The 18,751-nt window shown below is 69.5% G+C and carries 19 protein-coding genes and 1 tRNA gene; 11 read left to right on the top strand and 9 right to left on the bottom strand.

What is annotated here, in order from left to right; genetic code table 11:
• Nucleotides 1–4: 4 nt before the first annotated feature.
• Nucleotides 5–1,000 carry a Nit6803 family nitrilase gene (locus KBC94_RS09215; RefSeq protein ID WP_294369008.1) on the bottom strand — a complete coding sequence of 332 codons (996 nt, stop codon included), beginning with the start codon at nucleotides 998–1,000 and terminating at the stop codon, nucleotides 5–7.
• Between the two features lie 20 nt (nucleotides 1,001–1,020).
• Complete coding sequence (locus KBC94_RS09210; protein ID WP_017761953.1) at nucleotides 1,021–1,503, bottom strand: MSMEG_0572/Sll0783 family nitrogen starvation response protein; 483 nt, start codon at nucleotides 1,501–1,503, stop codon at nucleotides 1,021–1,023.
• A gap of 356 nt (nucleotides 1,504–1,859) precedes the next feature.
• Here KBC94_RS09210 and KBC94_RS09205 point away from each other — a divergent pair, with 356 nt between their 5' ends.
• Nucleotides 1,860–3,251, top strand: coding sequence for a PLP-dependent aminotransferase family protein (locus tag KBC94_RS09205; protein ID WP_294369003.1), 1,392 nt, complete (start codon nucleotides 1,860–1,862; stop codon nucleotides 3,249–3,251).
• A 13-nt stretch (nucleotides 3,252–3,264) separates the two neighbouring features.
• Here the strand turns inward: KBC94_RS09205 and KBC94_RS09200 are convergent, their stop codons facing one another.
• Both KBC94_RS09200 and KBC94_RS09195 read right to left on the bottom strand, forming a co-directional pair.
• Nucleotides 3,265–3,498 (bottom strand): hypothetical protein, encoded by a 234-nt coding sequence (locus tag KBC94_RS09200; protein WP_294369000.1) that lies wholly within the window; start codon nucleotides 3,496–3,498, stop codon nucleotides 3,265–3,267.
• A 199-nt stretch (nucleotides 3,499–3,697) separates the two neighbouring features.
• Nucleotides 3,698–3,782 (bottom strand) — tRNA-Leu (locus tag KBC94_RS09195).
• A gap of 94 nt (nucleotides 3,783–3,876) precedes the next feature.
• Here KBC94_RS09195 and cysM point away from each other — a divergent pair.
• Genes cysM through KBC94_RS09180 form a run of 3 tightly spaced genes read left to right on the top strand, consistent with a single transcriptional unit; the run spans nucleotide 3,877 to nucleotide 5,652 of the window.
• Nucleotides 3,877–4,779 carry a cysteine synthase CysM gene (gene cysM, locus KBC94_RS09190; RefSeq protein WP_294369212.1) on the top strand — a complete coding sequence of 301 codons (903 nt, stop codon included), beginning with the start codon at nucleotides 3,877–3,879 and terminating at the stop codon, nucleotides 4,777–4,779.
• Nucleotides 4,780–4,837: 58 nt separating this feature from the next.
• Nucleotides 4,838–5,392, top strand: a complete 555-nt coding sequence (locus tag KBC94_RS09185) for an NUDIX domain-containing protein (RefSeq protein WP_076510984.1) — start codon at nucleotides 4,838–4,840, stop codon at nucleotides 5,390–5,392.
• 32 nt (nucleotides 5,393–5,424) lie between these two features.
• Nucleotides 5,425–5,652, top strand: coding sequence for a sulfurtransferase TusA family protein (locus KBC94_RS09180; RefSeq protein ID WP_076511107.1), 228 nt, complete (start codon nucleotides 5,425–5,427; stop codon nucleotides 5,650–5,652).
• Between the two features lie 72 nt (nucleotides 5,653–5,724).
• Here KBC94_RS09180 and galU read toward each other — a convergent pair whose 3' ends face one another.
• The gene (gene galU / locus KBC94_RS09175; RefSeq protein WP_294368993.1) at nucleotides 5,725–6,612 is read right to left on the bottom strand and encodes a UTP--glucose-1-phosphate uridylyltransferase GalU; all 888 of its coding nucleotides are present in this window, start codon (nucleotides 6,610–6,612) and stop codon (nucleotides 5,725–5,727) included.
• A 66-nt stretch (nucleotides 6,613–6,678) separates the two neighbouring features.
• Nucleotides 6,679–9,564, bottom strand: a complete 2,886-nt coding sequence (locus tag KBC94_RS09170; protein ID WP_294368990.1) for a valine--tRNA ligase — start codon at nucleotides 9,562–9,564, stop codon at nucleotides 6,679–6,681.
• A 117-nt stretch (nucleotides 9,565–9,681) separates the two neighbouring features.
• Between KBC94_RS09170 and yaaA the strand changes: the two genes are divergently transcribed.
• From yaaA to KBC94_RS09140, 6 genes are all read left to right on the top strand, one after another.
• Nucleotides 9,682–10,461: a peroxide stress protein YaaA gene (gene yaaA / locus KBC94_RS09165; protein WP_294368988.1), complete on the top strand. Its 780-nt coding sequence runs from the start codon at nucleotides 9,682–9,684 to the stop codon at nucleotides 10,459–10,461.
• A gap of 45 nt (nucleotides 10,462–10,506) precedes the next feature.
• The gene (locus KBC94_RS09160) at nucleotides 10,507–11,337 is read left to right on the top strand and encodes a 2OG-Fe(II) oxygenase (protein ID WP_294368987.1); all 831 of its coding nucleotides are present in this window, start codon (nucleotides 10,507–10,509) and stop codon (nucleotides 11,335–11,337) included.
• Between the two features lie 16 nt (nucleotides 11,338–11,353).
• Entirely contained in the window at nucleotides 11,354–12,271 is a 918-nt protein-coding gene (locus tag KBC94_RS09155) for an alpha/beta hydrolase (protein ID WP_294368984.1), read from the top strand.
• Entirely contained in the window at nucleotides 12,268–13,125 is an 858-nt protein-coding gene (gene queF, locus KBC94_RS09150) for an NADPH-dependent 7-cyano-7-deazaguanine reductase QueF (RefSeq protein WP_294368982.1), read from the top strand. The genes KBC94_RS09155 and queF overlap by 4 nt, the downstream gene beginning before the upstream one ends.
• Nucleotides 13,126–13,279: 154 nt before the next feature.
• Nucleotides 13,280–13,636: a response regulator gene (locus KBC94_RS09145; protein ID WP_294369207.1), complete on the top strand. Its 357-nt coding sequence runs from the start codon at nucleotides 13,280–13,282 to the stop codon at nucleotides 13,634–13,636.
• Entirely contained in the window at nucleotides 13,633–14,316 is a 684-nt protein-coding gene (locus KBC94_RS09140) for a hypothetical protein (protein WP_294368976.1), read from the top strand. The genes KBC94_RS09145 and KBC94_RS09140 overlap by 4 nt, the downstream gene beginning before the upstream one ends.
• Here KBC94_RS09140 and KBC94_RS09135 read toward each other — a convergent pair.
• The 3 genes from KBC94_RS09135 to KBC94_RS09125 all read right to left on the bottom strand — a co-directional run bounded on the left by KBC94_RS09135 (nucleotide 14,270) and on the right by KBC94_RS09125 (nucleotide 17,833).
• Nucleotides 14,270–15,343, bottom strand: coding sequence for a DNA topoisomerase IB (locus tag KBC94_RS09135; RefSeq protein ID WP_294369205.1), 1,074 nt, complete (start codon nucleotides 15,341–15,343; stop codon nucleotides 14,270–14,272). The genes KBC94_RS09140 and KBC94_RS09135 overlap by 47 nt on opposite strands.
• 198 nt (nucleotides 15,344–15,541) lie before the next feature.
• Nucleotides 15,542–16,741 (bottom strand): DNA polymerase IV, encoded by a 1,200-nt coding sequence (gene dinB, locus KBC94_RS09130; RefSeq protein ID WP_294369202.1) that lies wholly within the window; start codon nucleotides 16,739–16,741, stop codon nucleotides 15,542–15,544.
• Between the two features lie 207 nt (nucleotides 16,742–16,948).
• On the bottom strand, nucleotides 16,949–17,833 hold the full coding sequence (locus KBC94_RS09125) for a LysR substrate-binding domain-containing protein (RefSeq protein WP_294368975.1): 885 nt from the start codon (nucleotides 17,831–17,833) through the stop codon (nucleotides 16,949–16,951).
• Nucleotides 17,834–17,993: 160 nt separating this feature from the next.
• Between KBC94_RS09125 and KBC94_RS09120 the strand changes: the two genes are divergently transcribed.
• Nucleotides 17,994–18,743, top strand: coding sequence for an SDR family NAD(P)-dependent oxidoreductase (locus KBC94_RS09120; protein ID WP_294368972.1), 750 nt, complete (start codon nucleotides 17,994–17,996; stop codon nucleotides 18,741–18,743).
• The last annotated feature ends 8 nt before the right edge of the window (nucleotides 18,744–18,751 follow it).

Genomic DNA, 18,751 nt, shown 5'->3' with positions numbered 1-18,751 from the left:
GGATTCATGCGGCCTCCGGGGGCAGGGGAATGTCGTCGGACAGAAGAGCCGGCTCGGGCGCAGCCAGCGGCCGTGTGGTCGATGCGGCGTCGCGGCGGATGGCCAGCGACAGCAGTTCGGGCCGCGCGTAGTGGCCCACCGAATCCATCATTCGCTTGCGCTTGTCGATCAGCGCCAGGTCCAGGTCGGCCACCACCAGGCCCTCGCCTTCGGTCAGCGGTTCGGCCAGGTACTTGCCTTCGGGCGAGACGATGGCGCTGTGGCAGCCGCCGCGCAGTGCGCCCTGCAGCGTCTCGTCGGGCATCAGCCGGCGCACCTGCGCGTCGTGCAGCCAGCCGGTGGCGTTGATCACGAAGCAGCCCGACTCCAGTGCGTGGTGGCGGATGGTCACGCCCATCTGCTCGGCAAAGATCGGCCCGACCAGCGAGCCCGGGAACTGGGCGCAGTGGATCTGTTCGTGGTCCGCCATCAGCGCATAGCGGGCCAGCGGGTTGTAGTGCTCCCAGCAGGCCAGGGCGCCGACGCGGCCGACGGCCGTGTCCACGGCCTTCAGGCCGCTGCCGTCGCCCTGGCCCCACACCATGCGCTCGTGGTAGGTGGGCGTGATCTTGCGGCGCTTGAGCACCAGGCGGCCGTCGGCATCGAAGACCAGCTGCGTGTTGTAGAGGCTGCCGTGGTCGCGCTCGTTCACCCCCAGCACCACCACCATGCCGGCCTGCCGCGCGGCGGCGGCCACGGCCTCGGTCATGGGGCCGGGCACGGTGGGCGCGCGCTGCATCAGCAGCAGGTGGTCGGCGCCCTGGCGCGCCGGCGGCTGCACGAAGGAGAAGTAGGGGTAGTAGGGCACGAAGGTCTCGGGAAAGACGATCAGCTCCACGCCCCGTCGGGCCGCCTCGTGCACCGTCTCCAGCACGCGCGCCAGGGTGCCGCCTTCGCTGTCCAGGTCGGGCGCGATCTGCGCGGCGGCGGCGCGCACGGTCTTCTTCTTCGGCAGGGCCATCGGCTGCTCCGGGGCGACGCTCAGAGCGTCCAGGTGTCGAGGATGAAGGCGCCCTGCTTGCGGTGCAGCAGCACGACGTCGAGCACGTCCAGGGGGTTGATGGGGCGAATGCCTTCGATCAGCGCACCTTCGCCGTGGCCGTACAGGGCCTGCAGCGCGAAGCGGCAGGCGTAGACCTTGCCGCCTTCGGCGATGAACTTGGTGATCTGCTCGTTGAAGTTCTGGTGGCCCGGAAAGGCCGAATCGCCCAGCTTGGGAAAGCCGCGCTTGACGCCCAGCGTCACGCCCGGGCCGTAGAGCAGGATCGAGGTCTCGAAGCCCTTGCGCTGCAGCCGCGTGGCCTGCAGCAGGTTCACGAAGCCGATGGAGCCTTCGAAGGCCACGGTGTGGAAGGTCACCAGGGCCTTCTCGCCGGGCTCGGCCTTGACGTCTTCGAAGACCTTCTCTTCGTAGTCGACCAGGAAGTCGCCCTTCTGGGCTGCGGGATGGGTCACTTGGGGCATGGGCACCTCGGTTGCGGTTGGCGGTGGATCGGGTGGGGCCGCGGCGCGGGGCCTTTCGAGAAAGCGGCGCATCGCACTGCGGTGCCAGCCTCTTTGCGAGGAACGGGCCGCTGGCCGGGTGGCCTGGCCGATCAATGGCCGATCAAGCCAATGGGCATGCGCGCATGCGCCCGACGGCGGCCTGGCATGGCGCCGCGAACCCGCCAGACCCGATGCACCAGCGCGCCGCAGACCGATGCAATCAATGCATCCGATCAATGGCATGACGCACCAAAACAAGCACGCGCCGCGGCCGCACGGCGGGGGCGTATTGCGCTCTACTTGGAGCTTTCCGAGCGCCTGAAAGCCATTCCTCCATGCCCTTCTCGCACTGGGCCGCGCGGCTGAGACACAGCGAACTTCCGGCCTATCAGCTCATTCCCGACCTGCTCGCGGAGGACCTCCAGCGCGGTCGCCTGGCACCGCGTGACCGGCTGCCGCCGCTGCGCGATCTGGCCCAACAGCTGGGGCTGAACTACACGACGGTGGTGCGTGGCTTCGCGCAGGCGCGCGAGCGTGGGCTCATCGCCTCGCGGCCGGGGCTGGGCTCGTATGTGCGCGGCTCCTTCATCGGCCTGCCGCTGCGCGGCGGCACCGGCGCCGAGATGACGATGAACATGCCGCCGGAGCTGAACGACCATCCCGTGGGTCAGCAGCTGCAGGAAGAGGCCGCCGCCTTCGTCGCCGCCACGCCGGTGGCCGAGCTGATGCGCTACCAGGACTTCGGTGGCACTCCGCGCGACCGCGAGGCCGCGGCGCATTGGCTGCGCCAGTGGGTGGGCCATGCCCGCGCCGAGCACACGCTGGTGGCGCCGGGCATCCACAGCGTGCTGCTGGCGCTGCTGAGCCTTCTGGTGCGGCCCGGTCAGAGCCTGGCGGTGGAGTCGCTGCTGTACCCGGGACTCAAGGCCATCGCCGCGCAGTTGGGCACGCAGCTGCAGCCGCTGCAGTGCGACGAGGAAGGCATCGTGCCGCAGTCCTTCGAAACGCTGTGCAAGAGCGCGTCCATCGGCGCGCTGTACCTGTGCCCCAACCTGCACAACCCGACGACGGCCACGCTGTCGCTCGGCCGGCGCGAGGCGCTGGCGGACATCGCCGCCCACCACAGCGTGCCCATCATCGAAGACGATGCCTACGGCATGCTGGCGCCCGCCGTGCCACCGCCGCTGGCGGACTTCGCACCGGCGCTCACCTACTACGTGAGCGGCACTTCCAAGTGGCTGGGCGCGGGCCTGCGCAACGCCTTCGTGCTGGCGCCCACCGATGCCGCCACGCAGCGCCTGGCGGGTGCGCTGCGAGCCACCACGGTGATGGCCTCGCCGCTGACCACTGGCCTGGTCACGCACTGGCTCGGCTCGGGGCTGGCGGCGCAGGCGCTCGATGCCATGCGCGCCGAATGCAGCTGGCGCAGCGCCCTGGCGCGCGAGCTGTTGGGTGACCTCGGCCTGCGCACGCATCCGCAGGGCTTCCATGCCTGGCTGCCGCTGGAGGGCGATGAGGGAGACAGGGGAGGCCGCTGCGTGAGTGCCGAGCTGGCGCAGCAGTTGCAGCAGATGGGTGTCGCGGCCGTGGCCAGCCAGGCCTTCTCGACCGACCGCATGCCGCCCGAGGCCCTGCGCCTGTGCCTTGGCGGCCCGCTCACACGCGACGACTGCGGCCGGGCGCTGCGGGCGGTGCGCGACGCGGTGCTCGGCTGCCGCGCGGGCTGATCAGGGGGGCAGCTCAACGCCGGCGCAGCCAGCGCGACCACCAGGGCGTGGGGCGGTTGCGCTCGTCGAAGGGGCGGGTGTCGAGCTTGCCGAACATCGACGCGGCCTCGCCGAAACGCTGGCGCAGCGAGGCGGGACTGTCGGATTCGACGGCCGGGTCCGGCGTGTTGCCGGCGGGAGACATGCGTGACCCGTCGGTCTCGTCGGTGGGGCGAGCACCCATCGGCGCGGTCGGGCGGTCGCTCATGCCGGAAGCTGGGGGAAGGGAATCGGGCGTATCGGTCAATGCGGCGCAGTACGAGGGGAGGCGGGCTCCCTGGAAAGCCGGGCCGGCATGTGCCCTCGGACGAGGACCAGCCCGCAGGCCGCGGATGCCGGAAGGCGGGAACGCGCAACGCTGGTTGGAACGACGGGCGCGGGCCGTAAAGGCCATGACGCGCAATCGTTGGTGCCGGAGGCCGGAATCGAACCGGCACGCCTTGCGGCGGGGGATTTTGAGTCCCCTGCGTCTACCAATTTCACCACTCCGGCACGGAGCGTCGAGACAGCCCAAAATTATGGCACAGTGCCCTGGACGAGTGCGCCGTTCCGGCGCCGCCCGGCCTTTCATCCAAGAACCATGACCATTTCCTATCCGACGATCGAAGACGCGGTCGGCAAGACGCCGCTGGTGGCCCTGCAACGCATCGAGGCCGCTGCCAATGCCGCCCGCGGCAACGTGGTGCTGGGCAAGCTCGAAGGCAACAACCCGGCCGGCTCGGTCAAGGACCGGCCGGCCCTGTCGATGATCCGCCGCGCCGAGGAGCGCGGCGAGATCAAGCCCGGCGACACGCTGATCGAAGCCACCTCGGGCAACACGGGCATCGCGCTGGCCATGGCCGCCGCCATCAAGGGCTACCGCATGGTGCTGATCATGCCGGAGGACCTCTCCATCGAACGCGCGCAGACCATGAAGGCCTACGGCGCCGAACTGGTGCTCACGCCCAAGAGCGGCGGCATGGAATACGCCCGCGACTTGGCCGAACAGATGGTGGCGCAGGGCAAAGGCCGCGTGCTCGACCAGTTCGCCAACGCCGACAACCCCCGCATCCACTACGAGACCACGGGCCCCGAGCTCTGGGAGCAGACGGGCGGGCGCATCACCCATTTCGTGAGTGCCATGGGCACCACGGGCACCATCACCGGCGTGTCGCGCTTCCTCAAGGAGAAGAACCCGGCGATCCAGATCGTCGGTGCCCAGCCGGCGGAGGGTTCGCGCATCCCGGGCATCCGCAAGTGGCCGCAGGAATACCTGCCCAAGATCTTCGACCCCGCGCGCGTGGACCAGGTCGTCAACGTCAGCCAGGACAGCGCCGAGGAAATGGCCCGCCGCTTGGCGCGCGAGGAAGGCATCTTCGGCGGCATCTCGGCCGCCGGCGCGCTGTGGGTGGCCCTGGAGATCGCCCGCACGGTGGAGAACTCGACCATCGTCTTCATCGTCTGCGACCGCGGCGACCGTTATCTTTCCACCGGCGTGTTCCCGGCCTGAGCACCGCCCTCGCCCCGTCCCCACGACCACCATAACGACGACATCGGAGACCCCGTCCTTGAACAACCTGCCCAAGTTCTGCCAGGCCTGTGCCACGCCGCTCGAATGGATCGAGATGATGGAAGACGGCGGCCCCAAGGCCCGCCTGCGCTGCCCGGCCTGTGGCCACACCCACTGGAACAACCCGACGCCGGTGCTGGCCGCCATCGTCGAATACAACGGGCAGGTGCTGCTGGCGCGCAACGCGGCCTGGCCACCCAAGATGTTTGCGCTGATCACCGGCTTCATGGAGGCCGGCGAAACGCCCATCGAAGGCATCGCCCGCGAGGTCAAGGAAGAGACCAACCTCGACGTGATCAGCTGCGGCATCGTAGGCGCCTACGACTTCCAGCGCATGAACCAGGTCATCATTGCCTACCACGTGGTGGCCGAGGGCGAGGTGAAGCTCTCGCCCGAGCTGGTGGACTGGCGCCTCTACGACCTGGCCGACCTCAAGTGCTGGCCCGCCGGCACCGGCTATGCGCTGGCCGACTGGCTGCGCACGCGCGGTCACGAGCCGGTGTTCTTCACCGCCGAAGAGAACGAGGAGCGGCGCCGCGGCCTGTCCACCTGAACCGCGCCACGGAATAAAGACCCATGACCGACATCGCCATCGACAAGGAAATCGACACCCGCGGGCTGAACTGCCCGCTGCCCATCCTCAAGGCCAAGAAGGCGCTGAACGACATGGCCAGCGGCCAGTTGCTCAAGGTGGTGGCCACCGATCCGGGCTCCACCCGTGACTTCCAGGCCTTCGCGCGCCAGACCGGCCACGGGCTGGTGTCGCAGGAGACCGTGGGCGCGGAGTTCATCCACGTACTCCGGCGCCGCTGAGACGGCGCACGCCACCAGAAACAGAAAGGGGCCGCGAGGCCCCTTTCGTTCATCACCAGCGGATGAGACCGCTCAGAGCGGCAGGCTCTTGAGGTAGTCCTTGAAGAAGCCGCCCACCTCGGGGTGCGCCAGCGCCAGTTCGACGGTGGCCTGCAGGAAGCCTTCCTTGCTGCCGCAGTCGTAGCGCACGCCCTTGTACGAATAGGCGTAGACGCTTTCCTTCTTCATCAGCGAGGCAATGCCGTCGGTCAGCTGGATCTCGCCGCCGGCGCCCTTGGGCTGGCGACGGATCTCCTCGAACACACCGGGGGTCAGCACATAGCGGCCCGCGACGCCCAGGCGCGACGGTGCGTTCTCGGGCGAGGGCTTCTCGACCATGGCGCGCACCTGGGTCAGGCCGTCGCCCATCGCGTCGCCGGCCACGATGCCGTAGCGCTTGACCTGATCCAGCGGCACTTCCTGGACGGCCAGCACGGAGCCGCCGAGGTTGTTGTAGGTGCGCACCATCTGCGACAGCACGCCCTCGCCACCTTCGGGGCCGACCATCAGGTCGTCCGCCAGCAGCACGGCGAAGGGCTCGTCGCCCACCAGATGCTCGGCGCACAGCACCGCATGGCCCAGGCCCAGCATGCGCGGCTGGCGCACGTAGGAGCAGGTCATGTCCTCGGGCGCCACCGAGCGGGCGATGCGCAGCAGGGCGTTCTTGCCGCTGGCTTCGAGCTGGCTTTCCAGCTCGTAGGCCGTGTCGTAGTGGTCCTCGATGGCCCGCTTGTTGCGGCCGGTCACGAAGATCATGTCGCGGATGCCCGCGGCATAAGCCTCTTCCACGGCGTACTGGATCAGCGGCTTGTCCACCACGGGCAGCATTTCCTTGGGCTGCGCCTTGGTGGCAGGCAGAAAGCGGGTGCCGAAGCCGGCCACTGGGAAAACGGCCTTGCGGATGCGTCTGGAAGTGGGCATGCGTGTGTGCAGGAGAGTTGAAATTCGTGAATCGTTCAATGCTACTGCACGCATTTGACTGCGCTGTCAGCCAAGTCGCACGAGTTGTTCCTGCAAACGTGTCAGCGCGGCGCCAAAGTCGGTCAATCTCTGCTTTTCCTGAGCGATGACAGCCGGCGGCGCCTTGGCCACGAAAGCCTCGTTGCCCAGTTTGCCCTGGGCCTTGGCCATCTCGCCCTGGATGCGGGCGACTTCCTTGCCCAGGCGCACGCGCTCGGCGGCCACGTCGATCTCGACGTGCAGCGCCAGCCGCGCCTCGCCGACGACGGCCACCGGCGCGGCCTGCGCCGCGGCCGTCCAGGCCGCCTCATCGTCAAAAACCTTGACTTCGCTCAACTTCGCCAGGGCCTGGAGCACCGGTGCGGCCTGCCGCACGAAGTCGGCGTCGCCCACCACGTACAGCGGCAGGCGCTGGGCCGGCGACACGTTCATCTCGCCGCGCAGCGTGCGGCACGACGCCACCAGCGCCTTGAGCTTGGCCACGTGGGCCTCGGCGGCCTCGTCGATCTTCCCGGGCTGGGCGACGGGGTAGGCGGCGACCATGATCGACGCGCCCTCGCGGCCAGCGACGGGCGCCACCTTCTGCCACAGCTCCTCGGTGATGAAGGGAATGATCGGATGCGCCAGGCGCAGCAGGGTCTCCAGCGTGCGGATCAGCGTGCGGCGGGTGGCGCGCTGCTCGGCATCGTTGCCGGTCTGGATCTGCACCTTGGCGATCTCCAGGTACCAGTCGCAGAACTCGTCCCAGGCGAACTGGTAGATGGCGTTGGCCACGTTGTCCAGGCGGTACTCGGCGAAGCCCTGCGCCACCTCCTGCTCCACGCGCTGCAGGCGCGAGGCGATCCAGCGGTCGGCCTGGCTGAAGCGCATGTAGCCGTGGGCCTGGCCACCCGGCGCGCAGTCGGCCTTGGTGTGCTCCATCAGGCCGCAGTCCTGGCCCTCGCAGTTCATGAGCACGAAGCGGGTGGCGTTCCACAGCTTGTTGCAGAAGTTGCGGTATCCCTCGCAGCGCTTGCTGTCGAAGTTGATGCTGCGCCCCAGCGAGGCCAGCGCCGCGAAGGTGAAGCGCAGCGCGTCGGCGCCGTAGGCCGGAATGCCCTCGGGGAATTCCTTCTGCGTGTTCTTGCGGACCTGCGGCGCGGTCTCGGGCTTGCGCAGGCCCTGGGTGCGCTTGTCCAGCAGCGGCTCCAGCGCGATGCCGTCGATCAGGTCGACCGGGTCGAGCACGTTGCCTTCGGACTTGCTCATCTTCTTGCCCTGCGCATCGCGCACCAGGCCGTGGATGTAGACATGCTTGAAGGGCACGCGACCGGTGAAGTGCGTGGTCATCATGATCATCCGGGCGACCCAGAAGAAGATGATGTCGTAGCCGGTCACCAGCACGGTGGAGGGCAGGTACAGGTCGTAGTCCTTGAGGGCGTCCCTGTCGTCCAGCGCCTCGGGCCAGCCGAGGGAGGAGAAGGGGACCAGCGCGGACGAATACCAGGTGTCCAGCACGTCCTCGTCGCGCTTGAGCGTCTTGCCGGGCGCCTGCTTCTGCGCCTCCTCCTCGTTACGGGCGACGTAGACGCGGCCGTCCTCGTCGTACCAGGCGGGGATCTGGTGGCCCCACCAGAGCTGGCGGCTGATGCACCAGTCCTGGATGTTGTTCATCCACTGGTTGTAGGTGTTGACCCAGTTCTCGGGCACGAAGCGCACCTGGCCGGACTGCACAGCGTCGATGGCCTTCTGGGCGATGCTCTTGCCGGTCGGGTCCTGCTCGCTAACCTTGGTCATCGCCACGAACCATTGGTCCGTCAGCATGGGCTCCACGACTTGGCCGGTGCGGGCGCAGCGCGGCACCATCAGCTTGTGCTTCTTGGTCTCGACCAGGGCACCGGCGGCTTCGAGGTCGGCCACGATCTTCTTGCGGGCGACGAAGCGGTCCAGGCCGCGGTAGGCCTCGGGCGCGTTGTCGTTGATCCTGGCGTCCAGCGTCAGCACGCCGATGATGGCCAGGCCATGACGCTGGCCCACCGCATAGTCGTTGTGGTCGTGCGCGGGCGTGACCTTGACCACGCCGGTACCGAACTCGCGGTCGACGTAGTCGTCGGCAATGATGGGGATCAGCTTGTCCACCAGCGGCAGGCGCACCTTCTTGCCGATGAGGGCGGTGTAGCGTTCGTCCTCGGGGTGGACCATCACGGCCACGTCGCCCAGCATGGTCTCGGGCCGGGTGGTGGCCACGGTGAGGCTGCCGCTGCCGTCTTCGAGCGGGTAGGCGATGTGCCACAGCGCGCCTTCTTCCTCCTCGCTCTCCACCTCCAGGTCGGAGACGGCGGACATCAGCACCGGGTCCCAGTTCACGAGCCGCTTGCCGCGGTAGATCAGGCCCTGCTCGTACAGCCGCACGAAGGTGTCGGTCACCACCTTGGACAGCTTGTCGTCCATGGTGAAGTACTCGCGGCTCCAGTCCACCGTGTCGCCCATGCGGCGCATCTGCTCGGTGATGGTGTTGCCGGATTGCTGCTTCCACTCCCACACGCGGGCGACGAAGTTCTTGCGGCCCAGGTCGTGGCGGCTCTGGCCCTGGCCCTGCAGCTGGCGCTCCACCACGATCTGCGTGGCGATGCCGGCATGGTCGGTGCCCGGCACCCACAGCGTGTTCGCGCCCGCCATGCGGTGGTAGCGCGTCAGGCTGTCCATGATGGTCTGGTTGAAGGCATGGCCCATGTGCAGCGTGCCCGTGACGTTGGGCGGCGGCAGCTGGATGGCGAAGGAGGGCGCGCCGGCCTGGGGCGCCTGCGTGCCGCGGAAGCCCGCCCTCGCATAGCCGCGGCGCTCCCACTCGGGGCCCCACTGGGCCTCGATGGCGGCGGGTTCGAAGGACTTGGCGAGGCTCTGGAGACCGGGTTGCAGGGGGGTGTCGCTCATGGGCGGATGGAGTCAGGGCCAGCCGGCAGGGGCCGGCAGGCCGTGGGGGTTCGAAGACGGGAAACGCGCAATTTTACGGGGCGGCCTCTGCGGCTCCGGGTCTTCCATAATTCCCCGATGCTCTTCCTGCTCTCGCCCGCCAAGTCGCTCGATTACGAAGCGCCCGTTCCCGAAGACCTTCCCGCCACCCAGCCCGTGTTCGAAGGCGCCCGCGGCCCCGCCGCCGAGCTGATCGGCCTGCTGCGCCAGAAGTCGCCGCTGCAGGTGGCCGAACTGATGCACCTGTCGGACAAGCTGGCTGCCCTCAATGCCGCGCGCTACGAGGCCTGGGCCCCCAAGGGCACCGCCAAGAACGCCCGACAGGCCGCGCTGGCCTTCGACGGCGACGTCTACGGCGGCCTGGACGCGCGCAGCCTGAGCGCCGCGCAGCTCGATTGGGCGCAGGAGCATGTGGTGATCCTCAGCGGCCTGTACGGCGTGCTGCGTCCGCTGGACCGGCTGCAGCCCTACCGCCTGGAGATGGGCACGGCCCTGGCCAATCCGAAGGGCAAGGACCTGTATGCCTTCTGGGGCGATCGCATCGCGCTGTGGCTCAACGAGCGCCTGGCCGCGGACCGTACGCCTGTGGTGATCAACCTGGCCTCGCAGGAATACTTCAAGGCCGTCGACCAGAAGGCGCTCAAGGCCCGCGTCGTCGAATGCGTGTTCCAGGAGCGCAAGGGCGCCGACTACAAGATCGTGAGCTTCTATGCCAAGCGCGCCCGCGGCCTGATGGCGCGCTGGGCCATCCTGCACAAGGCGGGCACGCCCCGCCGGCTGGAAGCCTTCGACCTCGAAGGCTATGCCTTCGCGCCCGAGGTTTCGCAGCCGGACCGGCTGGTGTTCCGTCGCGGCTGAAAGGTATCCTGACGCATTCGGCCCAAGCCCAGGGAGTCCCAGCGCATGCAAGCCCTCACCCCCGAACTCCGGCAGTGGATCCAGTCCCAGCTCGCTGCCGGCCATTCCGTCGCCACGCTGCGCGCGTCGATGCATGCCGCCGGCTGGCGCGACGATGCGACCGACATGGCGCTGGCCGAACTGGAGCGCGGCGCACCCGCCGAGCCGCCGCCCCGGCGCACCGAGATGCCCGAGCCCCGGCTCGACGGTGACCCGCTCTACCTCGATGCCGGCGACCGCCGCGTGCAGGTGATGCAGACGCTGGCCCAGCCGCGCGTGGTCGTTTTCGGCCAGTTGCTCAGCGACGAGGAGTGCGAGGGCCTGATCGAGGCGGCCCGTGCCCGGCTGGCCCGCTCGCTCACCGTCGAGACCAAGACCGGCGGCGAGGCCGTCAATGCCGACCGCACCAGCGACGGGATGTTCTTCCAGCGCGGCGAGAGCGAGCTGGTCAGCCGCATCGAGGCCCGCATCGCCCGGCTGCTGAACTGGCCGGTGGAGCGGGGGGAGGGGCTGCAGATCCTGCGCTACTCGGCCGGCGCCCAGTACAGGCCGCACTACGACTACTTCGACCCCGGCGAGCCCGGCACGCCCACCATCCTGCGCCGCGGCGGCCAGCGCGTGGGCACGCTGGTGATGTACCTGCAGGAGCCCGAGCGCGGCGGCGCCACCACCTTTCCGGACGTGGGCCTGGCCGTGGCGCCGGTGCGGGGCACGGGCGTCTTCTTCTCCTACGACCGGCCGCATCCCACCACCAAGACGCTGCATGGCGGCGCGCCGGTGGAGGCAGGCGAGAAATGGGTGGCCACCAAGTGGCTGCGCGAAGGCGAATTCAAGTGAGCGGGACCGCGTCGCGATGACCTCCGGCACGGCCCACGCCAACGGCATCGACATCGCCTTCGAAGACAGCGGCGGCACCGGGCCCGTCGTGCTGCTCGTCATGGGCCTGGGCATGCAGCTCATTGCCTGGCCGGCCTCGCTGGTCGATGCGCTCACCAGCGCTGGCTACCGCGTGCTGCGCCACGACAACCGGGATGCGGGCCTCTCCACCCACCTGCACGATGCCGCGCGCAGCAACCTGATGTGGCAGGCGCTGCGCATGCGCATGGGTCTGGCGCTGGATGTGCCCTACGGCCTGCAGGACATGGCGGGCGATGCGCTGGGCCTGCTCGACGCGCTGGGCATCGCCCAGGCGCATGTGCTGGGCGTCTCCATGGGCGGGATGATCGTCCAGCGCATGGCGGCCACGGCTCCGGATCGCGTGCTCAGCCTGACCAGCGTCATGAGCAGCAGCGGGGCCCGCCACCTGCCCGGTCCCCGGACCGAGGTGGCTGCCGCGATGTTGCGCCGGCCGCCGCGCCGCAGTGCCGGCGAGGACGCGCTGGTGGACCACAGCGTCGGCCTGCTGCGCCTGATCCAGAGCCCCGCCTGGCCGCTGGACGACGCCGTGCTGCGCGAGCAGGTGCGCACGGCGCTGCGCCGCAACTACGACCCCGCAGGCACCCAGCGCCAGTTGCTGGCCATCTGGGCCGACAGCGAACGGCCCGCGCTTCTTTCGCGGATCGTCTGCCCGGCGCTGGTGCTGCACGGCGAGGCCGACCCGCTGCTGCCCGTCGAATGCGGCCGCGACACCGCACGCCGCATTCCGGGCGCGCGCTTCGTCGGCGTCCCCGGCATGGGTCACGACTGGCCACCGGCCGTCGCGGCGCAGCTGGCGGGGCATGTCCTTCCCTTTCTTCAGGACGCCGAGCCCCGCCGACAATCGGCGGCATGAGTCTGGACAACACCCCCGAGCAGTCGCAGCTGGGCCGGGCCTCGGCCTACGTCGACCGCTACGACCCCTCGCTGCTCTTCCCCCTGCCGCGCGCCCTGCAGCGCGAGGAGATGGGCATCGACACGCAGCGGCTGCCCTTCTTCGGCGCCGACCTGTGGACCGCCTTCGAGCTGTCGTGGCTCAATCCGCGCGGCAAGCCGCAACTGGCCATCGCGCACTTCACAGTGCCCTGCGAGACGCCCAACATCATCGAGAGCAAGTCCTTCAAGCTCTACCTCAACAGCTTCAACAGCAGCACCTTCGCCGATGCCGAGGCCGTGCGAGAGCGCCTGCGCGCCGACCTGGGCGAGGCCGTCTGGCGCGGCAGCGAGCGCAGTGGCAGCGTGGGCGTCAGGCTGCTGGCACCTTCCCAGTTCGATGCCGAGCGGGTGGAGGAGCTGTCAGGCCTGGACCTCGACCGCCTCGACGTGGACTGCACCGACTACGAACCCAGGCCCGAACTGCTGCGCACCGTGCCGGGCGAGCCTGCGGTCAACGAGACGCTGACGAGCCGCCTGCTCAAGAGCAACTGCCGCGTCACCGGCCAGCCCGACTGGGGCAGCGTGCAGATCAGCTACAGCGGCCCGCCCATCGACCAGGAAGGGCTGCTGCGCTACATCGTGAGCTTTCGCAACCACAACGAATTCCACGAGCCCTGCGCCGAGCGCATCTTCACGGACATCTGGCGCCGCTGCGCCCCGACGCGCCTGGCCGTCTACTGCCGCTACACCCGGCGCGGCGGGCTCGACATCAATCCCTTGCGCACCAGCTCGCCGCAGGCGCTGCCGCCGAACATCCGCACCGCCCGGCAATGACCGGGGCGCCGGCCGGGCCGGCGTGGCCGTGGAACGCGCCGTCGGCATGTTCCTACAGCCTGGGCGGACGGCGGCGCGCATACTGCCCCACCGGCTGCCGACCCCGGAGCGGCCTTCCATCCAGACACAACGCAAGAGGACCTTCCGCTTGAACGTGCTCATCGTCGACGACAACGTCTCCGCGGCCGAACTGCTGCAGGAGCTGATCGTCCTGCAGGACCATCAGGCCCGCTGTGCGCACACCGCGCAGGAGGCCATCGATGCCTTCTCGCAGGACAGCTACGACGTCGCGCTTGTCGACCTCACGCTGCCTGACCGTCCTGGCACCGAGGTGGCGCAACATCTGCGCAGCAATGCCGGCGACCGGCCGCTGCTGCTGGTGGCGATCTCCGGCTACGGTGCCGGTGACGCGACGGGCGCACACGCCGTGCCCTATTTCGACCATTACCTGCAGAAGCCGATCGACTTCGACGCGCTGGACCGGCTGCTGGCCCCACCGGCTTCCGCATGAAGTCCTCCCCCAGCGCCCGCAGCTGGATCGCCGCCGGCGTCCGGCATGAACTTCTCATGCGGGCGTTGCCCGCCCTCCGGCACGAGATGGCGGGTCCCGTCTCCCTGCTGCGCATGACGCTGCTGATGCTCAAACGCCATGCCGGCGCCAACCCGGTCGATGGCGCCGCCTGCATGCAGCGCGTGGACCAGGCCAGCGACCAGCTGGCGCTGCTGGTCGATTCGGTGCGTGCGCTGCGCGACTGGGAGCTGGCGACCAATGACGAGGGCCTCGCCCGCAGCGAGCTGGTGCGTCAGTGCGCCGGCCTCATGCGCGCCGCTTTCGACCTCAATGGCCTGTCCTTGGAGATCGACGAGCGCCTCGACGCCTCGGCGCCGGACGAGGTGCGCTGGCCCGACGGTGCCGCCTTGCGTTACCTGCTGCTGGGGGCGCTGGGCCACCTTCACGACCAGACCGAGGAGCCGGTGCTGGTGCGCATCGAGCCCGGGGACGAGCCCCATCTGGTGCGGGTGCGCGTCGCGCCCAAGCCTGACGGCCGCGAGGATGTGGAGTTGATGCCGCACCGTGCCCCACGCAGCCTGGCCATCGATGCCGTGTGCCTGCAGAACCTGGCCGATGACCTCGGCCGCACCATCACGATCGAGCGCGACGAGGTCGTGCTGTCGATGAAACCCGCTTGAGCTGACGCGCCTCGCGCGCCACCGCGAGCCGGTGGTGGCGGAGGAAGTCCATCAGCCGCCCCTCCGCCGCCAGAAGGCCGCGCCGCGTGCGCGCTGTCCCCAGTCCGTCCCACACCTTCGACATCGCCTCGGCATCGGCCGAGAGCTTGCCGCCCAGCTCCAGCACGGCGGGGTGGATGTAGGCCTTGCGGCAGACCGCGGGTGTGTTGCCCAACTGCCTGGCCACCGCCGCCAGGATCTCCTTGGCGCGGACCCGCAGGCCGGTTGATTCCTCCACCTGGCGGTCGCAGGCCAGCCGCGTGAGTTCCAGCGCCTGCACCGAGCCGTGCCAGGTGCGGAAGTCCTTGGCAGTGAACTCGCCGCCGGTCGCCTCGCGCAGGTAGTCGTTGACGTCGCCGGAACTCACATGGCGCTGCTCGCCGTCCTCGTCCAGGTACTGGAAAAGGGCCTGGCCCGGCAGCTGCTGGCACTGGCGCACCACGCGCGCGACGCGTTGGTCGCCCACCTCGGCCTCGTGCATCACGCCGCTCTTGCCGCGAAAGCGCAGCGTGAGCCGGCCGCGGGTCGACTGCAGATGCCGGTTGCGCAGCGTCGTCAGGCCGAAGGACTTGTTGGTCCGCGCATATTCCTCGTTGCCGACCCGCAGGTAGGTGGTGTCGAGCAGCCGCACGATGGCGGCCAGCACCGCCGACCGCGAGGGCTTGCCGCGCGCCTTGTTCAGGTCGCGCTGTACTCGTGCGCGGATGCGGGGCAGGGCCTGACCGAACTGCTCCAGCCGCTCGAACTTGGCTTCGTCCTTCAGCAGCCGCCAGTCCGCGTGGTAGCGGTACTGCCGCCGGCCGCGTGCATCCAGCCCCGTGGCCTGCAGATGGCCGTTGGCCAGCGGGCAGATCCAGACCTGCTCGTAGGCGGGCGGGATCGCCAGCTTGCGGATGCGTGCGATCTCGTCCTCGTCGCGGATCCAGCGGCCGTCCGCATCGCGGTAGCGAAAATTCTGGCCGTCGCGCACGCGCTCGATGCCGGGCATCTCGCTGGAGACATAGACGAGACCGTTGCCGATGGGGGTGGGCGCCGGCACTGCAGCCGTTTCTGGGGGGGATGAGGCGGTGGCGTCGAGCATGGTGCAGGCTGTTTGCCTGCAAGCTGCCATGGCGAACGGTGCCCCGTTGTAGGACGCCCGGCGGGGCCTCGGTGCGCCGAGTCGTCGGCCCGCGGTCGGCCGAGGTCAGAACAGCGAGGCGGTGACCGGTCCTGGGGGCGCGGCCGGCTTGCTGGCGCCGCCGCTTCGACGCACGGGCGCCTGGGCCTCGGCGCTGCCCGCCTTCACCAATGCCCCCACCCGCACGCCGATCAGGCGCAGGGGCTTCTCCAGCGGTACGCGCTTGAGGGCCAGGCCGGCCGTGCGGCGGATCAGCCTCGCATCGGCGGTGTACATCTCCAGCGACTGGTCGCGGGTGGCGATCTTGAAGTCCGCATAGCGCAGCTTGACGCCGATGGTGCGGCCCACATAGCCCTTGCGCTGCAGGTCCTCGGCCACCTTCTCGCACAGGCGGGTGAAGATGGCGCCGAGCTCGGCCCGGTCGCGCACGGCATGCAGGTCGCGCTCGAAGGTGGTCTCGCGGCTCATGGAGACGGGCTCGCTCTCGGTCTCCACCGGCCGGTCGTCGCGGCCCCAGGCCACCTCGTGCAGCCAGGCGCCGTAGGCCTTGCCGAAGTGCTGCACCAGCCAGTCGCGCTCGCACTTGGCCAGGTCGCCGATGGTGTGCAGGCCCAGCCGCGTCATCTTGGCCTCTGCCTTGGGCCCGATGCCGTTGACCTTGCGCACGGGCAGCGGCCAGATGCGGTCGGCCAGTTCGTGTTCGTAGAGCACGGTGATGCCGTTGGGCTTGTCGAACTCGCTGGCCATCTTGGCCAGCAGCTTGTTGGGCGCCACGCCGATCGAGCATGTGAGGCCTGTGGCGTCGAAGATCGACTTCTGGATCAGCCGCGCCAGCACCCGCCCGCCCTCCCGCTGGCCCCCAGGCACGTCGGTGAAGTCGATGTAGACCTCGTCCACGCCGCGGTCCTGCATCACGGGGGCGATGTCGGTCACGATCTTCTTGAAGGCGCGCGAATAGCGGCGGTACTCGTCGAAGTCGGTGGGCAGCATCAGCGCCTGCGGGCACAGTTTGGCGGCCTTCATCATGCCCATGGCGGAGCCGATGCCGAACTGCCGCGCCGGGTAGGTGGCGGTGGTGATGACGCCGCGGCCCACGTAGTCGGCCAGGCGCGGAAAGGCGGAGACGGGGATGCGGTCCAGCGGCGTGTCGGGCGGCAGGCCGCCGATGACCTCTTCCAGCCGCCGCCGACCGCCGCCCACCACCACCGGCAGGCCCTTGAGCTGCGGATAGCGCAGCAGCTCGACGGAGGCGAAGAAGGCGTCCATGTCGAGGTGGGCGATGCGGCGGATGGGGGAGGAACTCACCCTTGGATTGTCCGCAAGGCGGGGCGCCTTCGCCGACCGAGGCGAGCTCAACCCCCAGGGTCCGAAGGCGGCCAGGCTTCGCCGCACCGTCGGCCGCCTTCTTCGGGCTGCATCGGAGGCCGCGGGGCCGCTCGGGCGGCCGGCTGCATCGAGGGCGGCTTGCCCGCCTCAGGCGCGTGCCGCCTCGCCGTGGATCCAGGAGAGGAAGGCCTCGACGGCCGGCCGGTTGGCGTGCCGTGCGGGATAGACCAGGAAATGGGCCTTGACCTTGATCGCCATGTCGAGCCCGAAGATGGGCTTGAGACGGCCCTCGGCCAGATGGCCGGCGGCATTGGTGGCGCTTTCCAGGGCCACGCCCAGGCCCTGCGTGGCCGCGTCGAGCGACATCTGCGCACGGTCGAAGCGCAGCGCGAAACGGTCGGGCGGACGCTGGTCCGAGAAGGCCTGGAGCCAGTCGGACCACTGCACCACGCTCACGTTGCTCTGGATCAGCGGCACCTCCAGCAACTGCGCGACGCGTCGCAGCCGGTGCTCGCGGATGAAGGCCGGGCTGGCCAGGGGCACGATCCGCTCCTCGAACAGGGGCTCGACCACCAGGTCGCCCCATTGCGGCACGCCGTAGCGCAGGTCGATGTCCGCCTGGCCGAGCGCAAAGTCGCTGTGCGTGTGGGCGGCCGACAGGTTCAGCGAGATGTCCGGATGGGCCTGCGCGAATCCCCGCAGCCGGGGCATCAGCCAGAGGCTGGCGATGCTGGGTGCCGAGTGCACGTACAGGCTGTTGTCCATGCCCTGGCGAAGGTCGTCGGTCGCCGTGGCGATGGCGGTGAGCGCGCCGCCCACGCGTTCGATGTAGCGCCCCCCGGCCTCGCTCAGGCGCACGCCATGTGCACTGCGCTCGAACAGTCGTACGCCCAGGTCGGCCTCCAGGCGTGCCACCTGGTGGCTGATGGCCGACGGCGTGAGATGCAGTTCGGCGGCGGCCAGCGCAAAGCTGCGGCGGCGGGCGACTGCTTCGAAGGCCAGCAGGCTGGCGACGGCAGGCAGGGCGGCCATAGGGTTCCCCCGGTCATTGGATGAATGAGTGTCATCTTAGCCTGAGGAAATATCGTTTGCCTTCATCTTTGGGCAGCGGGAACATGCGCGCCATCCCAACCCCAGGCCGTCTTCACGGCCCCCACGGGCCCGCGGGCCCACCTCGAAGGAGACGAGAAACATGCTGCTCAAGGACAAGGTCGCGCTCATCACCGGTGGTGCCGGCATCAATGGACTGGGCTTTGCCACCGCGCGCGAAATGGCCGCCCAGGGCGCCCGCGTCGTCATCATGGACCTGGCGCGCGCCGAGCCCGGGTCCGCCGCGGCCCGGCTGGGTGGCGCCCATGTCGGCGTGGTCGGCGACGTGACCGACAAGGCGGACTGCGAGGCCGCTGCCGCCGCCGCGCTCCAGGCCTTCGGCCGCATCGACATCCTCGTCAACAACGCCGGTATCACCCAGCCCGTCAAGACGCTGGACATCACCGGCACGGACTACGACCGCATCCTGGACGTGAGCCTGCGCGGCACGATGTATATGTCCCAGGCCGTGCTGCCGGCCATGCGCCAGCAGAGGAGCGGCTCCATCGTGTGCATCTCCTCCGTGTCGGCTCAGCGCGGCGGCGGCATCTTCGGCGGGCCTCACTACTCGGCCGCCAAGGCCGGCGTGCTCGGCCTGGCCCGCGCCATGGCGCGCGAGTTCGGCATCGAGGGCATCCGCGTCAACTGCATCACCCCGGGCCTCATCGAGACCGACATCACCCAGGGCAAGCTCAGCCCCGAGCGGAAGAAGGAGATCGAGGACACGATTCCGCTCGCGCGCCTGGGCCGTGCGATGGACGTGGCCGGCGCCTGCGTCTTCCTCGGCAGCGATCTGTCGGCCTATTGCACTGGCATCACGCTCGACGTCAACGGCGGCATGCTCATTCACTGAGCCCGCCG

It is taken from the genome of Pseudacidovorax sp., from assembly GCF_017991995.1.
GTDB lineage: Bacteria > Pseudomonadota > Gammaproteobacteria > Burkholderiales > Burkholderiaceae_C > Xenophilus.
This window is presented reverse-complemented; position numbering and strand designations above follow the sequence as displayed.

Coding starts and splice junctions, on each gene's coding strand:
- queF (WP_294368982.1), top strand. CDS start 12,268: ATGAGTCTGGACAACACCCCCGAGCAGTCGCAGCTGGGCCGGGCCTCG.
- KBC94_RS09135 (WP_294369205.1), bottom strand. CDS start 15,343: ATGCCCGGCATCGAGCGCGTGCGCGACGGCCAGAATTTTCGCTACCGC.
- KBC94_RS09155 (WP_294368984.1), top strand. CDS start 11,354: ATGACCTCCGGCACGGCCCACGCCAACGGCATCGACATCGCCTTCGAA.
- KBC94_RS09215 (WP_294369008.1), bottom strand. CDS start 1,000: ATGGCCCTGCCGAAGAAGAAGACCGTGCGCGCCGCCGCCGCGCAGATC.
- galU (WP_294368993.1), bottom strand. CDS start 6,612: ATGCCCACTTCCAGACGCATCCGCAAGGCCGTTTTCCCAGTGGCCGGC.
- KBC94_RS09125 (WP_294368975.1), bottom strand. CDS start 17,833: ATGGCCGCCCTGCCTGCCGTCGCCAGCCTGCTGGCCTTCGAAGCAGTC.
- yaaA (WP_294368988.1), top strand. CDS start 9,682: ATGCTCTTCCTGCTCTCGCCCGCCAAGTCGCTCGATTACGAAGCGCCC.
- KBC94_RS09160 (WP_294368987.1), top strand. CDS start 10,507: ATGCAAGCCCTCACCCCCGAACTCCGGCAGTGGATCCAGTCCCAGCTC.
- KBC94_RS09140 (WP_294368976.1), top strand. CDS start 13,633: ATGAAGTCCTCCCCCAGCGCCCGCAGCTGGATCGCCGCCGGCGTCCGG.
- KBC94_RS09120 (WP_294368972.1), top strand. CDS start 17,994: ATGCTGCTCAAGGACAAGGTCGCGCTCATCACCGGTGGTGCCGGCATC.
- KBC94_RS09170 (WP_294368990.1), bottom strand. CDS start 9,564: ATGAGCGACACCCCCCTGCAACCCGGTCTCCAGAGCCTCGCCAAGTCC.
- KBC94_RS09210 (WP_017761953.1), bottom strand. CDS start 1,503: ATGCCCCAAGTGACCCATCCCGCAGCCCAGAAGGGCGACTTCCTGGTC.
- KBC94_RS09200 (WP_294369000.1), bottom strand. CDS start 3,498: ATGAGCGACCGCCCGACCGCGCCGATGGGTGCTCGCCCCACCGACGAG.
- KBC94_RS09205 (WP_294369003.1), top strand. CDS start 1,860: ATGCCCTTCTCGCACTGGGCCGCGCGGCTGAGACACAGCGAACTTCCG.
- dinB (WP_294369202.1), bottom strand. CDS start 16,741: ATGGACGCCTTCTTCGCCTCCGTCGAGCTGCTGCGCTATCCGCAGCTC.